The organism is Cognatishimia coralii, from assembly GCF_037478305.1.
GTDB classification, from domain to species: Bacteria; Pseudomonadota; Alphaproteobacteria; order Rhodobacterales; family Rhodobacteraceae; genus Cognatishimia; species Cognatishimia coralii.
The window spans coordinates 117,381-137,245 of the sequence record NZ_JBBGAZ010000005.1; the positions used below are offsets into that span (position 1 = coordinate 117,381).

General features: G+C 57.2%; 22 protein-coding genes. 16 read left to right on the forward strand and 6 right to left on the reverse strand.

Annotated features, from left to right (window positions below):
* The first annotated feature begins 6 nt into the window (after positions 1-6).
* The 3 genes from WG622_RS10870 (at position 7) to WG622_RS10880 (ending at position 2,232) form a co-directional block, all read left to right on the forward strand.
* Complete coding sequence (locus WG622_RS10870; protein ID WP_339403596.1) at positions 7-438, forward strand: c-type cytochrome; 432 nt, start codon at positions 7-9, stop codon at positions 436-438.
* Positions 439-522: 84 nt separating this feature from the next.
* Entirely contained in the window at positions 523-990 is a 468-nt protein-coding gene (locus tag WG622_RS10875) for a DUF1203 domain-containing protein (RefSeq protein WP_339403597.1), read from the forward strand.
* A 105-nt stretch (positions 991-1,095) separates the two neighbouring features.
* Positions 1,096-2,232, forward strand: coding sequence for an S-(hydroxymethyl)glutathione dehydrogenase/class III alcohol dehydrogenase (locus WG622_RS10880; RefSeq protein WP_339403719.1), 1,137 nt, complete (start codon positions 1,096-1,098; stop codon positions 2,230-2,232).
* 41 nt (positions 2,233-2,273) lie between these two features.
* Here WG622_RS10880 and WG622_RS10885 read toward each other — a convergent pair whose 3' ends face one another.
* Positions 2,274-2,891, reverse strand: coding sequence for a TetR/AcrR family transcriptional regulator (locus WG622_RS10885; protein ID WP_339403598.1), 618 nt, complete (start codon positions 2,889-2,891; stop codon positions 2,274-2,276).
* A 189-nt stretch (positions 2,892-3,080) separates the two neighbouring features.
* A complete protein-coding gene (locus WG622_RS10890; protein WP_339403599.1) occupies positions 3,081-3,557 on the reverse strand; it encodes a MarR family winged helix-turn-helix transcriptional regulator in 477 nt (158 codons plus the stop codon).
* Positions 3,558-3,662: 105 nt separating this feature from the next.
* Between WG622_RS10890 and WG622_RS10895 the strand changes: the two genes are divergently transcribed.
* From WG622_RS10895 to WG622_RS10935, 9 genes are all read left to right on the forward strand, one after another.
* Entirely contained in the window at positions 3,663-4,052 is a 390-nt protein-coding gene (locus WG622_RS10895) for a hypothetical protein (RefSeq protein ID WP_339403600.1), read from the forward strand.
* Positions 4,053-4,101: 49 nt separating this feature from the next.
* Positions 4,102-5,031 carry an AEC family transporter gene (locus WG622_RS10900; protein WP_339403601.1) on the forward strand — a complete coding sequence of 310 codons (930 nt, stop codon included), beginning with the start codon at positions 4,102-4,104 and terminating at the stop codon, positions 5,029-5,031.
* 110 nt (positions 5,032-5,141) lie between these two features.
* The gene (gene fghA / locus WG622_RS10905; RefSeq protein ID WP_339403602.1) at positions 5,142-5,975 is read left to right on the forward strand and encodes an S-formylglutathione hydrolase; all 834 of its coding nucleotides are present in this window, start codon (positions 5,142-5,144) and stop codon (positions 5,973-5,975) included.
* Positions 5,976-5,978: 3 nt separating this feature from the next.
* A complete protein-coding gene (gene sthA, locus WG622_RS10910; protein ID WP_339403603.1) occupies positions 5,979-7,421 on the forward strand; it encodes a Si-specific NAD(P)(+) transhydrogenase in 1,443 nt (480 codons plus the stop codon).
* Entirely contained in the window at positions 7,418-7,867 is a 450-nt protein-coding gene (locus WG622_RS10915; RefSeq protein ID WP_339403604.1) for a YaiI/YqxD family protein, read from the forward strand. The genes sthA and WG622_RS10915 overlap by 4 nt, the downstream gene beginning before the upstream one ends.
* Positions 7,868-7,953: 86 nt before the next feature.
* Positions 7,954-8,919, forward strand: a complete 966-nt coding sequence (locus WG622_RS10920) for a DMT family transporter (protein ID WP_339403605.1) — start codon at positions 7,954-7,956, stop codon at positions 8,917-8,919.
* A 237-nt stretch (positions 8,920-9,156) separates the two neighbouring features.
* Positions 9,157-10,056 (forward strand): alpha/beta hydrolase family protein, encoded by a 900-nt coding sequence (locus tag WG622_RS10925; RefSeq protein ID WP_339403606.1) that lies wholly within the window; start codon positions 9,157-9,159, stop codon positions 10,054-10,056.
* Between the two features lie 117 nt (positions 10,057-10,173).
* Positions 10,174-10,794: an HAD family hydrolase gene (locus WG622_RS10930; protein WP_339403607.1), complete on the forward strand. Its 621-nt coding sequence runs from the start codon at positions 10,174-10,176 to the stop codon at positions 10,792-10,794.
* Positions 10,791-11,702 (forward strand): ornithine cyclodeaminase family protein, encoded by a 912-nt coding sequence (locus WG622_RS10935; protein ID WP_339403608.1) that lies wholly within the window; start codon positions 10,791-10,793, stop codon positions 11,700-11,702. The genes WG622_RS10930 and WG622_RS10935 overlap by 4 nt, the downstream gene beginning before the upstream one ends.
* 51 nt (positions 11,703-11,753) lie before the next feature.
* Here WG622_RS10935 and WG622_RS10940 read toward each other — a convergent pair whose 3' ends face one another.
* Positions 11,754-12,986, reverse strand: coding sequence for an MFS transporter (locus tag WG622_RS10940; RefSeq protein WP_339403609.1), 1,233 nt, complete (start codon positions 12,984-12,986; stop codon positions 11,754-11,756).
* A gap of 210 nt (positions 12,987-13,196) precedes the next feature.
* Between WG622_RS10940 and zapE the strand changes: the two genes are divergently transcribed.
* Entirely contained in the window at positions 13,197-14,279 is a 1,083-nt protein-coding gene (zapE, locus tag WG622_RS10945; RefSeq protein WP_339403610.1) for a cell division protein ZapE, read from the forward strand.
* Between the two features lie 257 nt (positions 14,280-14,536).
* Here zapE and WG622_RS10950 read toward each other — a convergent pair whose 3' ends face one another.
* The 3 genes from WG622_RS10950 to WG622_RS10960 form a co-directional block, all read right to left on the reverse strand.
* The gene (locus WG622_RS10950) at positions 14,537-15,805 is read right to left on the reverse strand and encodes a bifunctional folylpolyglutamate synthase/dihydrofolate synthase (RefSeq protein ID WP_339403611.1); all 1,269 of its coding nucleotides are present in this window, start codon (positions 15,803-15,805) and stop codon (positions 14,537-14,539) included.
* A 93-nt stretch (positions 15,806-15,898) separates the two neighbouring features.
* Positions 15,899-16,834: an acetyl-CoA carboxylase, carboxyltransferase subunit beta gene (gene accD / locus WG622_RS10955; RefSeq protein ID WP_339403612.1), complete on the reverse strand. Its 936-nt coding sequence runs from the start codon at positions 16,832-16,834 to the stop codon at positions 15,899-15,901.
* 61 nt (positions 16,835-16,895) lie between these two features.
* Positions 16,896-17,774: a CPBP family intramembrane glutamic endopeptidase gene (locus WG622_RS10960; protein WP_339403613.1), complete on the reverse strand. Its 879-nt coding sequence runs from the start codon at positions 17,772-17,774 to the stop codon at positions 16,896-16,898.
* A gap of 88 nt (positions 17,775-17,862) precedes the next feature.
* On the opposite strand from WG622_RS10960, the gene WG622_RS10965 reads away from it, so the two are divergent.
* The 3 genes from WG622_RS10965 (at position 17,863) to WG622_RS10975 (ending at position 19,851) form a co-directional block, all read left to right on the forward strand.
* The gene (locus WG622_RS10965) at positions 17,863-18,606 is read left to right on the forward strand and encodes a hypothetical protein (RefSeq protein WP_339403614.1); all 744 of its coding nucleotides are present in this window, start codon (positions 17,863-17,865) and stop codon (positions 18,604-18,606) included.
* An 86-nt stretch (positions 18,607-18,692) separates the two neighbouring features.
* Positions 18,693-19,466, forward strand: a complete 774-nt coding sequence (locus WG622_RS10970; protein WP_339403615.1) for a DUF6478 family protein — start codon at positions 18,693-18,695, stop codon at positions 19,464-19,466.
* Between the two features lie 10 nt (positions 19,467-19,476).
* Complete coding sequence (locus WG622_RS10975) at positions 19,477-19,851, forward strand: hypothetical protein (RefSeq protein ID WP_209355216.1); 375 nt, start codon at positions 19,477-19,479, stop codon at positions 19,849-19,851.
* Positions 19,852-19,865 lie beyond the last annotated feature (14 nt).

Genomic DNA, 19,865 nt, shown 5'->3' on the forward strand with positions numbered 1-19,865 from the left:
GCCACCATGCGCAAGACCGTCCTTATCCTCACCAGCAGCCTGATGATTGCCAGCATGGCGCTGGCGCATAATGGGGTGAAAAACCCAGCCGTCATGGCGCGAATGCAGGGGATGGAACAGATCGGCGCGGCCTCGAAAGTGCTAGGGAATATGGCGCGCGGGCGGGTTGCGTTTGACGCGGAGGCCGCTGCCTCGGCCAAGGCGGCTTTGGCACAGCATGCGGCGGAGATCCCTGTTTTGTTTGAGGCGCAAGAGGATGATCCGAAAAGCGAGGCCTTGCCTGCGATCTGGTCCGACTTTGCCGATTTCACGGCCAAGGCCGACGCGCTGAGGGACGCGGCTGAAGCGATGGACGTCACGAGTACCGAAACGATTGCCGCCGGTATGGGTGCGGTCGGTGGGGTTTGTCGCAGCTGTCACAAGGCCTATCGCGAATAGCTTCCTTAAAGCGCAAGAAACGGGCTGATTGTTTGGGCCTCCTTTTGCGACTGTGGCACATCACATCGCAACAAGGAGGCAAAAATGCCGTTTTGTATTAAAGGCTTGGATCCCAAGCCCTTTCAACATCTCTATGGAAAACCCGACGCAGAACTGGCCGAGCTGCACATCACCCGCCATGCGGTGGATGCGTATCCCGCCTACCCCGACCGCGTCAGCCTGACGCCCATCGAAATCGGCGGCACAGCGCTTTTGCTGAACTATGAGCACCTGCCGGTCGACAGCCCTTATCGCTCGCGTCATGCGATCTATGTTAAGGAAGGCGCGGTCACGCCCTATGAGGCGGAAAACATCGTGCCACCCCTTCTGACTGCCAAGCCCATGGCCTTGCGCGGTATCGACACAGAAGGTTGCATTCAGGACGCCGACCTTGTGCAGGGGGACGCGGTTCAAGCCACCAACGAGCGGATGTTTGCGGACGAGCGCATCGCCTATATCCACGCGCACTTCGCCGCACGCGGATGTTTCGCAGCCAGAATCGACCGCGCCTAGGCCTTTGTCGTTCCCGAGCCTTTCAGAGTCGGATGCCCGATTGCGCCGACTCAGGATTTGCCGCAAGGTCACACTCAAAGAAAACAGGAGGAGACCCCACCCATGATGCGCACCCGTGCCGCAGTCGCCCTAGAGGCAGGCAAACCCCTAGAAGTGATGGAGGTGAACCTGGAAGGCCCGAAAAAGGGCGAGGTTCTGATCGAGGTCAAAGCGACCGGCATTTGTCACACGGATGAATTCACCCGTTCAGGTGCCGATCCTGAAGGTCTGTTCCCGTCGATCCTCGGCCATGAAGGCGCGGGCGTTGTGGTTGAAGTCGGAGAAGGCGTCACCACACTGAAGCCCGGTGATCATGTGATCCCGCTTTACACGCCGGAATGTCGTGAGTGTCATTCCTGCCTGTCCGGCAAAACCAACCTCTGTACTGCGATCCGTGGCACGCAGGGTCAAGGCTTGATGCCAGATGGCACCACGCGGTTCTCGATGCTGGATGGCACGCCGATCTATCACTACATGGGTTGTTCGACCTTTGCGAACCACACGGTTCTGCCGGAAATCGCCTTGGCGAAAGTCCGCGAAGACGCGCCTTTTGATAAGATCTGCTACATCGGCTGCGGCGTCACCACGGGCATTGGCGCGGTGATCAATACGGCGGGGGTCGAGATTGGCTCGACGGCCGCGGTCTTTGGTCTGGGTGGCATTGGTTTGAACGTGATCCAAGGCCTGCGCATGGCGGGGGCTGACAAGATCATCGGTGTTGATCTGAATTCTGACAAAGCCGAAATGGCGCGCAAATTTGGCATGACCGATTTTGTGAACCCATCGGAATTGGGCGATCAGTCGGTTGTGGATCGCATTGTTGAGCTGACCAAGACCGAAAAGGACGCTTTCGGCGGCGTGGATTATTCCTTTGATGCCACCGGCAATGTGCAAGTGATGCGCGACGCGCTAGAATGCTCACACCGCGGTTGGGGCGTGTCGGTCATCATCGGCGTAGCTCCTGCGGGGGCCGAGATCTCGACCCGGCCGTTCCAACTGGTGACGGGCCGCGTCTGGAAAGGCACCGCCTTTGGTGGCGCGAAGGGGCGCACCGATGTACCTCAGTTCGTGGATTGGTACATGGACGGAAAGATCGAGATCGATCCGATGATTACCCATAAGCTGACGTTGGATCAGATCAACGAAGGCTTTGATCTGATGCACGAGGGCAAATCGATCCGCGCGGTGGTCGAATTCGCCTAACTGTGAACGAGAATGTAGGGCGGGCTTAAGCCCGCCTTACCTTAGGCACCGTAGCGGGCCATGAAAGTTTCTACGGCTTCTTCAGCTACCAGAGCGATTTCAGCGTCTGTAAACTCGGACTCAATGCCAAAGGCTGCACGCACAAAAAGGTCAGCCTTGCAGAGTTCTGTGAACTGGTAAGCGGCCATTTCGACGTTGTCGATTTTGAGCTCGCCGCACTCGGCCGCCGACCTAAGATGCATAGCCAGTTGCTCATGGCCGTTTTTGGGACCACTCTCAAAATAGGTCTGGCTCAGCTCAGGAAAGCGATCACGTTCCGCAAGGCAAATCCGAAACACCCGTTGTGCAAAACGCGAAACCAAAAATCGCGTCATCCCATAGGCCGCGGTCAAGAGCGCCTCACGCGTCGGCGCATCCGGATCGATCTGCGCCTCAATCTCGCGGGACATGCGGTCGCATTCGGCCTGAATGACCTCTTGGAACAGGCGCCGTTTGTCGGTGAAATAGCTATAGAGCGTCGCCTTGGACACGCCCGAGACCTTCGCGATCTCGTCCACGCTGGCCCCTTCGAACCCGTCACGCAGGAATACCTCGCGCGCACCGGCGAGGACTTGGTCGACCTTGCGACCTTTACGAATAATCGGGGTTTGGGTGTTCATAAGATCCTGTCACTATTTGACTACAGATTTAAACTGACCAGTTCAGTTTTTTCAAGCGTATCATTTCTTGCCCCAGGGTCAGCGCATCTCAAAATTCCGAGATCAACCTGTGGACGGAGCTTGCATGTAAGCTAGGGCGCGCGGAGTTCAAGGCAAAACATTGACTGATCTAGGTAAACGAACGGTGATCTATTTCTTGTCTTGCAAGCCTTTGCTGAGTTTCTGAAGAAGCCCTGCCAACGTGACACATTCCTCATCAGACAAAATAGAACCGAAGAGCTCAGTATTCGTTGCAATCAGACGGTCCACAATCTCCTCGGCCAAGTCCGCGCCCGTGTCCGTGAGTTGCACCAATTTGCTACGCTTGTCCTCTGGGTTTGGGACGCGTCGTATATAATCTTTGTCTGCCAGCCCATGCAGCATCTTGGTCATGCCACCTGAGCTGGCCTGTGTCGCATCGTAAAGCTTGGTCGGAGACAGCACAAAATCTGGCCCGGCCGACCGCAGCGCCATAAGGGTCAGAAACTGCGTCCAGGTCACGCCATAACTCGCAACGATTCGGTGGTCGTTGTCCCAAACATAATTTCGACTACGGAAAAGCCCGCCGACAACACGCGCGGCAGGCGTGCCCTCTGGAGGCCAACTGCGTCGATCAGACCCTGACATGCGTCTCTCCTTTCTCAACCGTCATGAAGTCGAGGCTTTGCTATTGCAAGACGCAAATCCAGTATTTATCTTTCTAGAAAGATAAATATGATTCTGGAGATAGTTATGCCACCCAAAACATCCCGCCTGCCCCGCATTGGGTTGGCCCTTCTTGCCGCGGTCATTCTGGTGTTCACCCTGCCGGCCTATGCAAACCCTCTGAGCAACCCGGGTCTGGCCAATCTCAGCGGAGACCCAGCGACTTTGGGATCTGTGGCAGGCGCGTTTCTGGGGCGGCAGTTGACGCTGGCGTTGATTGCGGTTTACGGCGTGGTCAAAGGCACTCGGGAGCCGATGCTGATCGGTGCGTTTGCGATCGCGGCCTTCAACCTGCATGACGCGGTGATGATCTTTGGCTTCGGCGCAGGCGGCGCGGGCGCCATTGCAGGGCTGGTGATCGGAGCTATAGGTGTCGCCATCATGATTTCAGTCATGCGGTCCCCACGCACGGCATAGCGCCGAGAATTGGCATTGCGGATTGGTCGCATTCTGTTACCAATTCCGCATGCTGGCGATTTTCCTAAAGACCCTTCCATTTTTCGCAATCATTGGGCTTGGCTATATGGCGGGCCGCCGTGGGTTCTTTAACGAAGAGGCCACGGCCTATCTGACGAAGTTCGTTTTCTACTTTGCACTGTCCGCGATGCTGTTCAAATTCTCGGCCAACCTATCGTTGGGCGAGGTGCTGGATTGGCAGGTCATCTGGGCCTATCTGGCGGGCACGATGGCCGTTTATGTCGTGGCAACTGTTGTCTGCCTTTTGCGCGGCGAGGACGTTCCGACAACTGCCGTCGAAAGCCAATGCGCCGTTATTGGCAACGTTGGCTTTCTGGGAATACCGATGCTGCTGCTCTTGTTCGGAGAGGCTTCGATTGGGCCGAATATGCTGGTTCTGATGGTCGATCTGATCGTCTTTTCCTCGCTGATTGTGATCTTGATCACCGGTGCACGGGATGGGCGGATGAGCTTTGGGATTCTGCGCACAATCGGTTTGGGCCTGCTGCGCAATCCGATGATTGTGTCGATTGTTCTGGGCCTTGGATGGTCTGCTATGGAATGGCCGATCCCAGAGGTCGCGAATACGTTTTTGGATCTCTTGGGTTCTGCGGCGACGCCCGGAGCGCTTTTTGCAATTGGTGCGTCTTTGGCGGGGAAATCGGCCGAACGCCTTAGCGTTGCGGGCTGGATCACCTTTTGCAAGTTGATCCTTCACCCCGCGGCAGTCGCAATCTGCGCGCTGATGATTTTCAAGATCGATGCCTTCTCGGCGGGCGTGATCATTGCGGCGGCGGCGCTGCCTGTGGCGGGCAATGTCTTTATGCTGGCACAGCACTATGGGGTAGCCGCACAACGCGCCTCAACCGCGATCCTGATCTCGACGGCGATCTCGATTGTGACGCTCTCGCTGGTCATCGGCTGGGTGCAAATGCTGTGAAAGGCGGCAGCGGTCGGATTTGAGCAGCCCGAGGTCTTGTTGGCGCTTGCCCTAAGGGGAAGCCATGAGGTAGCCACAACGCAACCATAGGGGAGGAGGGAGCAACGCCGATGGAGATCATTTCGGAAAACGCATGTTTTGGTGGCACGCAGGGCGTCTATAAGCACGCGTCTGAAAGCTGTCATTGCGATATGACCTTTGGGCTGTTCCTGCCTGCTGAGGCGAAAGACGGGCCGGTGCCTGTTCTTTGGTATCTCTCGGGCCTGACCTGCACCCATGAGAACGCGATGGTGAAAGCGGGTGCGCAGGCTTGGGCTGCGGAACAGGGTATTGCGTTGGTCTTTCCTGACACTTCTCCACGTGGCGAAGGCGTTGCGGATGATGAGGCCTATGATCTGGGTCAGGGCGCAGGCTTCTATGTGAACGCGACGCAGGCGCCGTGGGCTGCGCATTTTCAGATGTGGGACTATATGGCCGAAGAGCTGCCGGAATTTCTAGGCAACAACTTTCCATTGGATATGGAGCGTCAGGCGATCACCGGTCATTCGATGGGCGGCCACGGCGCGTTGACGCTGGCGATGTCTCTGCCCGGTCGATTCAAATCCGTTTCGGCATTTGCCCCGATCTGCAATCCGACTGCGTCTGATTGGGGCCGAAAACAGCTGACGGCCTATTTGGGCGCAGACGAAGGCCTTTGGGCCGCGCATGATGCGTCTCTGTTAATGCGTAATACGGGTTTTGACGGGCCGGTCTTGGTGGACACAGGTACTGAGGATCAGTTCCTCGACCTTCTGCGCCCCGAAACTTTGGCCGCCGCCGTGTCTGAGCGCCGCCAAGAGGCGACCTTGCGGCTGCAGAAGGGCTATGACCACAGCTATTTCTTTGTGTCGACCTTCATGGAAGACCACATCAGTTTCCACGCCGACGCCCTGTACGGAGAGTAACCCATGAGCAGTTTTGATTTTGATCTGATCGTCATCGGTTCTGGCCCCTCAGGCCGTGCGGCGGCAATTCAGGCGGGGAAACTCAAGCGTCGTGTTCTGGTGGTGGATCGTCAGGACAAACTGGGCGGTGTGTCGGTGCATACGGGCACGATCCCCTCCAAGACCCTGCGCGAGACGGTTCTTAACCTGTCTGGTTGGCGGGAACGTAGCTTTTATGGCCGCTCCTACCGAGTCAAAGACCAGATCCGCGCCGAGGATCTGAAAGCGCGCCTGCATATGACGCTCGACTATGAGGTCGACGTGCTCGAGCATCAGTTCAACCGCAACCATGTGGATACGCTGAACGGCATCGCGAGCTTTGTCGGCCCTAACGAGATCGAAGTTGCGATTGAAGGCGGCGAGACCACGCGGATCACGGGTGAGAAGTTCCTGATCTCGACCGGCACCAAGACGTTCCGGCCTGACACTATTCCGTTCAATGGCGAAACCATTGTGGACAGCGACGAATTCCTCGAGATGGCTCGGATTCCGCGTTCTTTGGTGGTTGTCGGCGCGGGCGTTATCGGCGTGGAATATGCCACCATGTTCTCGGCTCTGGACGTCAATGTCACCCTGATCGAGCCGCGCGACAGCTTCCTTGATTTCATCGACAACGGGCTGATTGCCGAGTTTACTCATGAGATCCGCGAGAACGGTGTTGATCTGCGACTGGGCTCGGCAATCGAGAAGGTCGAGGACATGGGCGAGCACGTCGAAGTCAGCCTCGAGAACGGCCGTCATGTTCGTGCTGAGATGCTGTTGTTTGCAGCGGGGCGTATGGGTGCAACAAGCAAGCTGAACCTGGATGCTGTCGGTCTTGAAACCGACCATCGCGGGCGGATCTCTGTGGATCGCAAGACCTATCAAACCGAGGTTGGGCATATATACGCAGCCGGCGACGTCATCGGCCACCCGAGCCTTGCCTCCACCTCGATGCAACAGGGCCGTGTTGCGGCCTGTCACGCGCTTGAGACCCCTACTCTGCCGGAAAGCCCGTGGTTTCCTTATGGCATCTACTCGGTGCCGGAAATCTCGACCTGTGGCATGTCCGAAGAAGAGCTGCAGGAACGCAAAATCCCCTATGAGGTCGGCGTCGCACGTTTCCGCGAGACCTCGCGCGGGCATATCATGGGGCTTGAGCAAGGCATGCTGAAGATGCTGATCAGCCTCAAGACGCGACGCGTTTTAGGCGTGCAGATCGTCGGCGAAGGCGCGACCGAGCTGATCCACATTGCGCAGGCGGTTTTGAATCTGAAAGGCACGGTCGACTATTTCGTTGAAAACACCTTCAACTATCCGACCTTGGCCGAGGCATACCGGATCGCAGGTCTGGATGCCTTTAACCGCATGCCTATTCCGGATGAGTTCAAGGTCGCCAAGAAAACCAGCACGAAAGCGAAGTCGTGACGGCAATTTACGTGGATGCGGACGCCTGTCCGGTGAAGGCCGAGGTCGAACGGGTCGCGACGCGCCACAAGGTGCAGGTCTTTGTGGTGTCTAATGGGGGGCTGCGACCGTCTCAAAATCCGTTGGTGGAACATGTAATTGTCCCCGAAGGCCCGGACGTGGCTGATATGTGGATCGCAGATCGCGCGGGCACAGGCGATGTGGTCGTGACAGGCGACATCCCACTGGCCGCCAAAGTCGTGGATGCCGGCGCGAAAGTGCTGAAACACAACGGCGAGGCCTTGACCGCGCAGAACGTCAAAGAAGCTCTCGCCATGCGGGATCTGATGGCGGATTTGCGGTCTGCGGATCCGTTTCGACAGGGTGGCGGCAAGGGGTTCACCAAGGCCGACCGCAGCCGGTTCCTTGATAGTCTTGAGCGAGTCTTGCGCGCGGCCAAAGCCTAGCTGCTGCCGCAAACTGTCCTCTATGTCGTTTATGGTTCAGACCTGAGCGCCAATCGCGTGCTTTGCTTTGATTGAAGGAGGCACGCATGGTTGCTTTGGCGCACATGTCGAGAAACACACTCGGGGCGATTGCCGCGGTGACCTCTTCGCTGTGCTTTTCGGTGAATGATGCGACTGTGAAATTCATGAGCGGGGATTTCTCGCTGCCGCAGATGATGTTCCTGCGCTCGATCATTGCGATTGCCGTGATTTTGTTTGTGCTCGCGCCTTTTGAACGTCAGAAACTGTCGCTGCACGGCAGCCGCCAAGGCGTTTTGATCGTGCGCGGGCTGTTGATGGTCTTGGCCAATCTGTTCTTTTTCCTTGGGATCGCTGTTTTGCCGATTGCAGATACGGTCGGGATCTTCTTCATCTGCCCGCTGATGATTTTGGCGATGTCAGTCGTGTTTCTCGGAGAAACCGCTGGCCCGCGCAGGTGGTCTGCCGTGGGGATCGGGCTAATCGGTGTTCTGATCATGCTGCGGCCGGGCGGCGAGGGCTTTCAGATCGCGTTCCTCCTGCCTCTGATCGCGGCGGCCTGTTATGCGATCCTGCAAGTGATGACCCGCGCGATTGGGGATGCAGTGACAGCTACGACGATGTCGCTGTACCTGCAGCTGACCTTTTTTGTTGTCATGGGCGCTATGGGGATCGCTTTTGGCGCCGGTCAATATGACGGGTTGGGCGGCGAGCTTTTTGCGTTCTTGCTGCGGCCCTGGGTCTGGCCGGTGATGTCGGATCTGCCGCTTTTCCTGATCATCGGAATTGCGACGGCGGGGTCTAATTACTTTGTCAGTCAGGCCTATCGTCTGGGCGAAGCAAGCCTTGTGGCACCTCTTGAATATGTCGCCTTGCCGATGGGAGTGATGTTTGGCGTCGTCATTTTTGGCGACTGGCCAAGCGTGAACTCTTGGGTGGGCATGATCCTGATTGTGGGCGCTGGCCTCTTTGTGGTTTGGCGTGAAAGCCTTGCGGCACAGTCCCCAGACCGGCATCCACCGCGTCCACAGTAAACCTGACTAGACCCGATTTCTTTGAAAGAAACCGACGTCGGAAACTTTGAAAGTTTCCGTGCTTACGCGCTTTGCGCATGACTGGTTTGATGTTCCGCCAAACCTTACCACTTGACACTTTAAGTATAATTGTACATATCAACCTTACAAAACGCGCAACACTGTAAATCGCGCAACACTTGAACTGACTGGTCTCGCATTGCCCCGACCTCAGGAAGCACCGAAAGGACTAGACCTATGATCGTCAACTTTATGATGCGCCGCATTGCTGGCATGATCGCCGATACCCGCCGCTCGCCAATCCTGCGTCGCCCCGATGAATTCGGCCTCGAATATGAGGACGTCTCGTTCCAATCCGCCGATGGGATCACCTTGGAAGGCTGGTATATGCCTGCCAAGAAGCCCTCTAATAAGATCGTGATCTGCAACCACTTCTCGCCCGGTAACCGCTATGGTTATGCCGGTCACCTGAAAGGCTGGCGTCAGGCTGGCGGGTTTGAGGTGAACTTCATCCCGAAATACAAAGCTCTGGTCGAAGCAGGCTATAACGTACTGGCCTATGACCTGCGCAACCACGGATACTCCGCGCCGGGTCAGAACAAAGGCTACAACCCGAAACTCTTTGAATACAAGGACGTTCTGGGCTCGCTGAACTACGTGCGCAGCAACCCAAAGACCAAAGACATGGATATCCACTTGCAGTCCATTTGCCTGGGCGGCAACGCGACTTTGGTGGCCATGGAGAAACACCCAGAGGCCTTTGAGGGCATCAAGTCGATGATCCTGATCCAACCGATTTCCGGTGACGCTCTGGTGCGCCGCCTGTCCAAGAACCTGCGTATGGGCAAACGCGGCTATGACGCCTTTGAACGCAACTACCGCGAGATCTGGGGCTTCCGGATTGAGGACAGCTCGCCTCAGCTGGATGCGGCCCATGTGAAAGTGCCGACCTTTGTGACCCAGGTGCGCAACGACGCCTTCACCTATGCTGAAGAAGACGTTCAGGCGGTCTATGACAATATCCCGGTTGAGGACAAAAAACTCTACTGGATCGAAGGCACCACCCAGCGCTTCCGCGGCTATCAATATTTCTCTGAGCACCCCGAGCAGATGGTGGAGTGGTACAACGCCCACTAGTCCCTGGCACATTGCTCGGTTTCAGGCCCCCTTTGTGGGGCCTGAATTCATTTCGGCTTGCATGTTATCGCTTGGCTTGGTTCTGTCGGGCCAACTCAAGCCAAAAGGAAGCCTCCCTTGCCGATAGACGCCGTTGTTTTTGATGTTGGAAACGTCCTGATCGAGTGGCAGCCGGAACGCGCCTATGACCGCCTCATCGGTGAAGACAAACGGCGCGAAATGTTTGCCGAGCTTGATCTCCACGACATGAACAATGACGTCGATCTGGGCGCGCCTCTGAAAGAACGCGCCTATGCTTTTGCCGAAGAACACCCGAAGTGGGGCGACGCCATCCGCATGTGGCATGACAATTGGTTCGACCTTGCGGGACCTGCGATTGATCATTCATGGCGGCTTTTGCGGGCGTTGCGTGCCAAGGGCGTCCCGGTTTTCGTTCTGTCGAATTTTGGCGATGACATCTGGGACCGCGCCTCAGAGGTTTTTGAGATCCTGAAAGAGTTTGATCGCTATTATGTTTCGGGCAAACTGGGGCATGTGAAACCCTTCAATCGCATCTATGAGATCGTCGAAGAGGACAGCGCGATCGAGCCGGACCGGCTTTTGTTTGCCGATGACCGCGCGGACAATATCGCGATGGCACAGGCGCGGGGTTGGAAAACCCATTTGTTTGAAGGCCCACAGGGTTGGGCAGATTGTTTGGTTGCTGAGGGGCTCTTGACCGCAGAGGAGGCGCTATGACCACATTGATCAGCTTTGAAGACGGCGAGAAGAATCTCGATTGGATCGGGCTCAGCGATGCCCTCGCAGCGGGGCATGCGCTGCCGAAGGCCGCGATCTCGGACAGCTTTCTCTATCGTGGCAAGGATACGCTTTTGGTGCGTCAGGCCTGGATCGATGGGCTGGGTGTCGCGGTGAAGGCGGCGACGGTGTTTCCCGATAATCCGACGGCGGATATTCCGATGATCCATGGGTCGGTCAGCCTGTTTGACGATGCCCATGGCGATCTTGCGGCGATCATTGATTTCCATCTGGTGACAAAGTGGAAAACCGCAGGTGACAGCCTTTTGGGCGCGCGTCGACTGGCGCGGCCCGACAGCAAGAAGATCCTGATCCTTGGCGCGGGCGTTGTCGCGCGCAGCCTGCATGCGGCCTATTCTGCGGCGTTCCCCGAGGCGCAGTTCACCGTCTGGAACCGCACCCGCGCCAATGCCGAGGCCATGGCTGCCGAACTGTCGAATGTAACTGTCGCAGAGGATCTGGAAACGGCGTTCAAGTCTGCCGACATCGTCACTTCTGCCACCATGAGCACTGAGAGTTTTATTAAAGGGGACTGGCTGCAGCCGGGGCAGCATTTGGATCTGATTGGCGCCTATCGGCCTGATATGCGAGAGGCAGATGACACGGCGCTCCAGCGTGCGCGGGTCTTTGTGGATAGTTTTGACACCACGATTGGGCACATCGGAGAGATCGAAAAACCTCTGCAAAGTGGCGCGATCACGCGAGGCGATATTCTGGCGGATCACTATCAGCCAGACCTCATGGCGCGTAAGTTAGACGACGATATCACCCTGTTTAAGAACGGTGGCGGCGCGCATATGGATCTGATGACCAGCCACTATATTCTGCAGCAATTCCACGCGGGGTAGTGACGGATCCTTTAAAAGGATCCGACGTCTTTTTCTTTTAAAGAAAAAGTCTTAGGCCGCTTGGGTTTTGCGTCGTTCATTGATGGGCAGATGGACAAGGGCCGAGAAGGCTCCGACGCCAACGCCGATCCACCAGACGGCGGTATAGCTGCCGTAGATGTCGTAGAGCCGCCCCCCCAGCCAGACGCCCATAAAGCTGCCGAGTTGGTGGCTGAAGAACACAATCCCATAGAGCGTGCCCATATAGCGCAGCCCGTAAATATGCGCGATTAGACCAGAGGTCAGTGGCACCGTCGCCAGCCAGAGCGAGCCCATAGCAATCGAGAACGCAATCACCGTCGCGGGGGTCATCGGCGTCATGATAAAGGCCGCCGCGACCAGTGTCCGGCCTGTGTAGATCGCGGCCAGCAGGTACTTCTTGGAATAACGATTGCCCAAATAGCCCGCATAGAGCGTGCCTGCGATATTGGCGGCTCCGATCAGGGAAATCGCCACAGCGCCCAGCCGCGAGGTCGAGTTGATGCCCAAGGACGAAAGCATCCCCGTCGGATCAATCGCGCCGCAGACTTCGGTCACGAAGGCCGGGAAATGCGCTGTGATAAAGGCCAGCTGGTAGCCACAGGAAAAGAAGCCAAGGAAGATCAGCGTATAAGACGGATCCTTAAGCGCCTTCATCAGGATCTCGCCCATGCTTTCTTCGATCTGAGCTTTGCTGACAGACGGCGCGCGCATCATTGGCAGGAGGGCGAGGACGGCCAGAACTGCGGCTGCGAAGACTAAGAAGGTGTTCTGCCAGCTCATGAAGCCCAACATCCACTCGGCCACGGGTGCGCCAAAAACCTGTCCTGCGCTGCCGGCTGCAGTCGCAATGGCAAGGCTCATGGAGCGGTTTTCATCCGAACTCGCGCGACCTACGACCGCGAGGATCACGCCAAAACCGGTACCCGCAATGCCGAAGCCGATCAGAACCTCGTAGAGCTGGTGTGCCGTCGGCGAGACGGCCATCGATGATAGCACCAGACCGATCGCATAGAGGATCGCCCCCATGATGATGGCTTTGCGGTCACCGATCTTTTCCGCAATCGCTCCGAAAATCGGCTGACCAATGCCCCAAGCAAGGTTCTGGATCGCAATGGCGAGGGAAAACTCGGCACGTGGCCAGTTAAATTCAGCGGCAATCGGGATCTGGAATACGCCAAAACTGGCGCGGATCGCGAAGGACACGAGAATGATCAGGCAACCGGCAATCAGAACCGGTGTGAAAAGAGGGGTGCGAGTCTGCATGGGGGCGCTCCTATCTGAAGCGGAGTGTGCGCGCGGTGGGCTGCTTTGGTCAATTCAGGAATTGTGGTGGTGACATCACGTTCCGTGATCATGGGTCTGTAATTCTGACCTTTGCTCTTTTGGCACGGTCGGATGCCTCCGGCGGGAGTATTTTGAGCAAGATGAAGGGGGCCGCTTTTCACCGGCGATGTGTCGCGTTAAGGACGAGACATGGAAACTGTGAACGACATCTATAGTGCGCGGGTTGCCGAGGGCCTTCTGACCGCAGACCCGGCCCAGCAGGCGGCGATTGTCGAGTTCGACCGTATCCTGGAAGAACTGGCGCAGCCGGTGAAATCCGGGTGGTTTCGACGGGCGAAGCCTCAGGCCGCAAAGGGCTTGTACCTTTGGGGCGGTGTCGGGCGCGGCAAATCCATGGTGATGGATCTCTTTGTCGAAGTGCTTGAGGCGCGCGACATCGCGGTACGTCGGGTACACTTTCACGCCTTCATGCAGGAAATCCACGCGGGCATGCATAAAGCGCGTCAGGACGGGGTCGAGGATGCTCTGGCCCCCGTAGCGGCAGAGGTGACGGCGTCGCTGCGGGTTCTGGCGTTTGATGAGATGCAGATTACGGACATCACCGACGCGATGATCGTTGGCCGCCTGTTTGAGATGCTGATTGAGGGCGGCGTGACCGTCGTCACCACATCAAACCGCATTCCGGATGACCTTTATAAGGACGGGCTGAACAGGCAGCTGTTCCTGCCTTTCATCGACATTCTCAAGGCGCAGATGGTTGTACATGAGATGGTCAGCCCGACGGACTATCGCCAGAACCGGCTGTCGGGCCAACAGGTCTATTTCGTCGAAGCTAAAGGCGAAGCGCGCGACAAGATGCGGGCGATTTTTAACGACCTCAGTGGCGGTGGGGCGCAGCCCTTGCCGATCACCGTCAAAGGGCGGACGGTTGAGATCCCTGCCTTTCGCAACGGGGTTGGTAGGGCTACGTTTTTTGACCTTTGCGGCGCGATGCTGGGGCCTGGGGATTATCTGGCGATTGCCGAGGCCGTGAAGGTTTTGGTGCTGGAGGATATTCCGCGTCTGAGCCGTCACAACTTCAATGAGGCCAAGCGGTTCGTGACGCTGATCGACGCGCTTTATGAGGCCAAAGTGCGGCTGATTTGTTCGGCGGCGGCGGAACCGGAAATGCTCTATGTCGAGGGCACCGGATCGTTCGAATTTGAACGCACAGCCAGCCGCTTGCGCGAGATGCAGGACGCAGACTGGGGTCGCGACGAGGACGCTAAATAAGGCGTTTCGGCATTAAAAAAGGGATGCCGAAGCATCCCTTTTCTGCTGTTTTCAGCCTTGCCTGTATGTCGGGATTTCACGCCGCTCGACTTGCGCTATCCCTCTGCCAATACTGAGAAAACTCAACTTACAGCCAATATACGCAGGCGCTTGCGAATCGGTCAATAGGCCCCGATTCGGTTTTTTCGAATCAACCGCTGGATGATTCGTTTTTCCGAGTCGTTTCAACGGTTTAGATCGGCAAAAAAATTTTGCGATTAGCCGTTTTCGCGCAGGATGTTTCCTGCGAGGTAGAGCGAGCCGCAAATCAACACACGCGCATCGGGAGCTTTGGCCAGGATTGCGTCTAGTGCGGCTTGAACCGACGCGGCTTCATGCGCGGGTAGGTCGACGCTCTCGGCGGCTGCGGCGGTGTCCTCGGCGCTCAGCGTATTGGCCTCTCCGGGGATCGACACAGCGGTCAGGCTTGCGGCCTGCGTTGCCAAGGGGCGCAGATAGCCTGAGACATCCTTGGTGTTCAGCATACCGCAGATCAGATGCGTCTCGCGTTTGGGAAGCGAGCCCAGCAGAGCGGCGAGCGCTTCGCCTGCGGCGGCGTTGTGGCCACCGTCGAGCCAGAGTTCTGCTGATGGGGCGCTCTCGACCAATGGACCCGTTTTCAAACGCTGCATGCGTGCGGGCCAGGTGGCCTGCGTCATGGCGGCCTCGCAAGCGGCTTCATCGGCTCCGAGGTGGCGCAGAGCGGCCAGAGCAGCCCCGGCGTTCTGGATCTGGTGATCTCCCAAGAGCGCAGGCAAAGGCAGATCCAAAAGGCCTGTTTCGTCTTGGAACACCAGCCGGTTGCGTTCTTTGAAGACGTGCCAGTGTTGCCCATAGGCAAGGATCGGCGCGCCGAGGCTATTGGCTTTGGCTTCGATCACATCCAGCGCTTCTTCTTGTTGGGGGCCAACTACCACGGGCACGCCACGTTTGATGATGCCCGCTTTTTCACCCGCGATTTTCGCCAATGTGTTGCCGAGGAATTGTTCATGGTCGATGGAGACCGGCGTGATGACCGACAGCTCGGGCGTGATCACGTTGGTTGCATCGAGCCGACCGCCTAGACCGACCTCGAGCAAGGTGTAATCGGCTGGGGTACGCGCGAAAGCCAGAAGCGCTGCGCAGGTGGTGATCTCGAAATAGGTGATGTCGATGCCACCGTTCTTGGCATAGCACTCGTCTAAGATCTCGGTCAGATATTCTTCGCTGATCAGATCGCCCGCCAGGCGGATGCGTTCGTGAAAACGCGCCAGGTGCGGCGAGGTATAGGCGTGGACGCGTTTGTCCATCGCCTCAAGGCCCGCGCGGATCATGGACTGGGTAGAGCCTTTGCCATTGGTGCCGGCAATATGGATCACCGGCGGCAGGGCCTTTTGCGGGTTGTCCAAAGCTGCGAGCAGACGCCAAACGCGGTCCAAAGTCAGATCGATGATCTTGGGATGCAGCGCCATCATGCGTTCGAGGATTGCGTCAGAAGTCTGGGTCATGGTGCGGTCCTTGGGCTCTTGCCCCCTGCCCTAAATGAAAAACGCGCCCAGCAAAATGCCAGACGCGTCCTGATTTTGAATTTATCCGTCAGCTTATTCGGAGGCTGCTTCGGTTTTTTCCTCGCCTGGAGCGTCTTCGGAGGCCTTTTCAGGCGCAGGCAGGTCACCTTTGATCGCAGGGCTGAGGCCCATCAACATGCGGACGATGGTGATCAACTCCTCGCGCATCTCGGTGCGTTTGGTGACGCGGTCGAGCATGCCGTGATCCAGAAGGTATTCCGCGCGCTGGAAGCCCTCGGGCAGCTTCTCGCGGATCGTCTGCTCGATGACGCGCGCGCCAGCAAAGCCGATCAGTGCGTTGGGTTCTGCGATCTGGACGTCTCCGAGCATCGCGTAGGAGGCTGTGACGCCGCCGGTTGTTGGGTGCGTCAGAACCACGATGTAAGGCAGGCCAGCTTCTTTCAGCATCTGCAAAGCTACTGTCGTGCGTGGCATTTGCATTAGGCTCAGGATGCCTTCCTGCATGCGCGCGCCACCTGCGGCGGAGAACAGAATGAACGGGCGTTTGGTTTCGACCGCGCGTTCGACGCCAGCAATGATCGCATTGCCGACATACATGCCCATAGAGCCGCCCATGAAAGAGAAATCTTGACCCGCCGCCACAATCGGCGTGCGGCCGATTTCGCCTTCGGCCACCAGCATCGCATCACGCTCGCCGGTTTTCTTTTGCGCGGCTTTCATGCGGTCGGGGTATTTCTTTTGATCCTTAAAGGTCAGAGGATCGGCCACCGGTTCTGGCACTTCGACCTCGGTAAAGATCCCACCGTCAAACAGCGCATGGAACCGATCCCGTGGCGTGATCGCCATGTGATGATCGCAGTTGGTGCAGACGTTCAGATTGTCTTTGAGTTCGCGGTGGAACAGCATCGTGCCACAGTTGTCGCATTTGGACCAAAGGTTCTCGGGCACTTCGCGGCGCGAGAAAATCGAGTTGATCCGAGGGCGGACGTAGTTGGTGATCCAGTTCATTCAAAAGGTCCCAGAATTTCTTGGCTCACGCTGACATAAGCTGACGCAGCGGGAATTGCAATCAACGCTTGATGGCAAGACGCGCCGCAAGCCACATGCACAAGAGGGCCGGAAGCTCGACCAGCATGGACTGGCGCACAAGCTCTGTGTTGTCGGGCCCGAAGGGTAAAACCGTAAGGGCAAGGCCAGACAAATGACCGGGCGTGCCGACGATCAGGATGCCGATGATATTATTGACGAAATGCATCGCGATTGCGGGGCCTAACGAGCCGCTGCGCGCCGTGATATCCGCCGCTGCAAGACCAAACAAAAACGCCCATCCGGCAACGAAAATTGCGTTCTCGCCATAGATGCTGGGCGCGTAATGCACGAGGCCGAAAATAAAGCTGGGCACAAAAATCCAAATCGCAGGATTCGTGAAACGCGCCGCCAATTGGCTTTGCATATAGCCGCGAAAGATAAATTCCTCGCAGGACACTTGCAGCAGGATCCCAACCAAAGCGAGCGGCAGCCACATCAGCCAAGTTGAAAACCCAAGCTGGCTGGCTGGGCGCATGGCCTCTGGTACAGGTAGGACAAGCACGATGGCCGCAAAAATCACCAAAGCAATCATTACGCGAAAGAAATCACGCACAGCAAAAGAGATCGGCCCTATGACGCCAGAAATCGCACGATTGTGCAGGCCCCGCAAAACGACCCAAAGCACCATGAAAGGAATCACGAAGGTGAACAGCGCGATCAGCGTGCCTTGCGCTGTGGCGCCGCTGATACTGTCGCGCAAGAGAGACCCCATGCCAGCACGCTCCATCGCGCGCACCAGAGCGACCTGCAGCGCGATCGTACCGATAAACAGCAGCACGATGCCAGAAAACAGGCGCAAAAGCCCGGAATGCGGAAAGGCCTCTTTGGCCAGAATGTGATGTGGGTCGTAGGCTGACATGTAGCCAGCCGTAGCGTTTTTTGCTTCTATGGTCGAGGGGGAGGCTTGCTAGAACAGCGTGGGGCTGCATATTCCAGTGAGCGAGCTGATGGAGACAGATATGCCGTCCAAGGTGACGACACTCTCACGGGGAATCATCCTTTGCGCTGTGATGGTGCTAGGGGGATGCCTGTCCCTGCCCGGCCAAAGCGCGTCTTTCCAGGACCGGGATGTGTCGATTTCCACGCGATCCATTGACCTGCTCAACCGCGCGCGGCAACGCGAACGGGTCAAATTGGTGAAGGGCGCAGTCATCGTGCGCGCACCCGAGGGCTATTGCGTTGACAAAAGCAGCCGGTCTTCGAGCGACTTTGTTCTCTTGGGCGATTGCAATGTCCTGCGCAAAGCGCAAACGCGGCTAGAGCCCTATGAACGTGGGCTTTTAACGGTGTCTGTTGGTGCCGTCAGTCCCAATCCTCCATCGACATCTGACTTGTTGGACGGGCTCGAAGCCTTTGGCGAACCCAAGCGAAGGGGCAAGCTTGTTTCCGTTTTGATAGAAGACGGCGGAGATCGTTTGGTGCCCGGTGCTGACAGTCATTATTGGCGCGCGATGACCATCGTGAATGGACGTGTCGTGAGCCTCGCGGCCTTTGGTCCCCCCTACAGCGAGATGGCCCTAACCCGCGGACCGAGCCTCTTGTCTGAACTGGCCGCCAACATCCACGCAGAAAGCCCAGAGATTGATCCAAACAGCCTTGTGGTTGCGCAAGCCCCCGGTTCTGTCGAATCTTCTGTAAAACAGAGCGGATCGGTATTTGATTTTTTCACCGGATTGCGTCAAAAAAACTAAAGACGAAACAATAACGGCATCAAAAATAGATTGTTCGCCAAACAAGAGCAGTCAGGGTCGTTGTAAAAATCTTTGGTCGCGAGCACATGGCAGCATATCCGGGCGGTGTTTTTCACAGGATGATCCAGCGGGGTCTGACGAGCTATTGGTCCTCAACCGCGCAGCACGCGCGGGACATGGAGCTTGAGCCTCTCAAGACCCGCCGAACCCAAGCACGGCGTCTGCGGGCGCATCTGGACGAGGTGATCTCGGTCGCGGATGGGCAGCTGGCTTTGCCGGTCATCGGGTCGAATTCCTTCTTCAAGCCGCATGGCACCGATTGGTCCTGGCGTCCGGCGATCTGGCGGGAAAGCCTGCCGTCCAAGGGAATGGTCTCGGTTCAGTCCAAGCAATCCCTCGGGGATGAGGTCGTGCTGTTTCACGACTGCAAGTATTCCGAACTGACCCTGCGCCAGCTGCGCAACACACGGGAAAAGGATCTCGCGCCTTACGGACTGCGCATGGATGTTTTCGGCTTTGACGGCTCTTTCCTGTCGCTGGTGCTGGATATGCCCGAGGACTCGCTTGAGGGCCTGTGCCGCAACCATGTGGTCCGGATGTCCACGATTGTGGAAATGGAAAAGCCGCTCGAAATCTTTGCGCGGCTGAATGTGAAACATGGCCCCAACACCGAACAGATCGTCCGCGAGCTGCCGCTGAACCAAGAGGAAATCAGTGTCGAGTTTGACCTCGCCTATACGCAGCTCAATGAGAAACAGCTTGAGAAAGCCTGGATCGATCTGATTTTCGAAGGCCCCGAGATGAACCAAGTGATCCTGCGGGATCTGAATTTCAGCCGCCGCCTGCGCGCCGAGATATGAGGATCAGAGCATGAGTACCTTTACGCTGACCAAGACCCGATTGTTCGAAGGCGTCTGGGACGGGGTGATCACCTCGAAAAAGACCGACGGTATTGCGCCTGCGATTGAAGTGACCCTTCTCGAAAAGCTGCTGGACCATGTGACGCTGATCCCGAATGGTGACAATCGCTGGATCCTGCGTATTCCGATCCCATCGACCGCGATTGCCGACGGCGTGCATACCTTCCTGATCCGCGAGAAATCCTCGGGCGAAACGCTGGAAAGCTTTTCGATCATCGCAGGCGAGGCCGTGGCCGAAGACATTCGCGCCGAAATGGATCTGTTGCGGGCCGAGCTGGACATGCTCAAACGCGCCTTCCGCCGACATTGCGTGGAAACGACCTAGCGTTTCTTTTCCAG

What these genes read in the sequence shown, in the direction of transcription:
- WG622_RS10870 (WP_339403596.1), top strand. Translation starts at nt 7, where the DNA reads ATGCGCAAGACCGTCCTTATCCTCACCAGCAGCCTGATGATTGCCAGC.
- WG622_RS10875 (WP_339403597.1), top strand. Translation starts at nt 523, where the DNA reads ATGCCGTTTTGTATTAAAGGCTTGGATCCCAAGCCCTTTCAACATCTC.
- WG622_RS10880 (WP_339403719.1), top strand. Translation starts at nt 1,096, where the DNA reads ATGCGCACCCGTGCCGCAGTCGCCCTAGAGGCAGGCAAACCCCTAGAA.
- WG622_RS10885 (WP_339403598.1), bottom strand. Translation starts at nt 2,891, where the DNA reads ATGAACACCCAAACCCCGATTATTCGTAAAGGTCGCAAGGTCGACCAA.
- WG622_RS10890 (WP_339403599.1), bottom strand. Translation starts at nt 3,557, where the DNA reads ATGTCAGGGTCTGATCGACGCAGTTGGCCTCCAGAGGGCACGCCTGCC.
- WG622_RS10895 (WP_339403600.1), top strand. Translation starts at nt 3,663, where the DNA reads ATGCCACCCAAAACATCCCGCCTGCCCCGCATTGGGTTGGCCCTTCTT.
- WG622_RS10900 (WP_339403601.1), top strand. Translation starts at nt 4,102, where the DNA reads ATGCTGGCGATTTTCCTAAAGACCCTTCCATTTTTCGCAATCATTGGG.
- fghA (WP_339403602.1), top strand. Translation starts at nt 5,142, where the DNA reads ATGGAGATCATTTCGGAAAACGCATGTTTTGGTGGCACGCAGGGCGTC.
- sthA (WP_339403603.1), top strand. Translation starts at nt 5,979, where the DNA reads ATGAGCAGTTTTGATTTTGATCTGATCGTCATCGGTTCTGGCCCCTCA.
- WG622_RS10920 (WP_339403605.1), top strand. Translation starts at nt 7,954, where the DNA reads ATGGTTGCTTTGGCGCACATGTCGAGAAACACACTCGGGGCGATTGCC.
- WG622_RS10925 (WP_339403606.1), top strand. Translation starts at nt 9,157, where the DNA reads ATGATCGTCAACTTTATGATGCGCCGCATTGCTGGCATGATCGCCGAT.
- WG622_RS10935 (WP_339403608.1), top strand. Translation starts at nt 10,791, where the DNA reads ATGACCACATTGATCAGCTTTGAAGACGGCGAGAAGAATCTCGATTGG.
- WG622_RS10940 (WP_339403609.1), bottom strand. Translation starts at nt 12,986, where the DNA reads ATGCAGACTCGCACCCCTCTTTTCACACCGGTTCTGATTGCCGGTTGC.
- zapE (WP_339403610.1), top strand. Translation starts at nt 13,197, where the DNA reads ATGGAAACTGTGAACGACATCTATAGTGCGCGGGTTGCCGAGGGCCTT.
- WG622_RS10950 (WP_339403611.1), bottom strand. Translation starts at nt 15,805, where the DNA reads ATGACCCAGACTTCTGACGCAATCCTCGAACGCATGATGGCGCTGCAT.
- accD (WP_339403612.1), bottom strand. Translation starts at nt 16,834, where the DNA reads ATGAACTGGATCACCAACTACGTCCGCCCTCGGATCAACTCGATTTTC.
- WG622_RS10960 (WP_339403613.1), bottom strand. Translation starts at nt 17,774, where the DNA reads ATGTCAGCCTACGACCCACATCACATTCTGGCCAAAGAGGCCTTTCCG.
- WG622_RS10965 (WP_339403614.1), top strand. Translation starts at nt 17,863, where the DNA reads ATGGAGACAGATATGCCGTCCAAGGTGACGACACTCTCACGGGGAATC.
- WG622_RS10970 (WP_339403615.1), top strand. Translation starts at nt 18,693, where the DNA reads ATGGCAGCATATCCGGGCGGTGTTTTTCACAGGATGATCCAGCGGGGT.
- WG622_RS10975 (WP_209355216.1), top strand. Translation starts at nt 19,477, where the DNA reads ATGAGTACCTTTACGCTGACCAAGACCCGATTGTTCGAAGGCGTCTGG.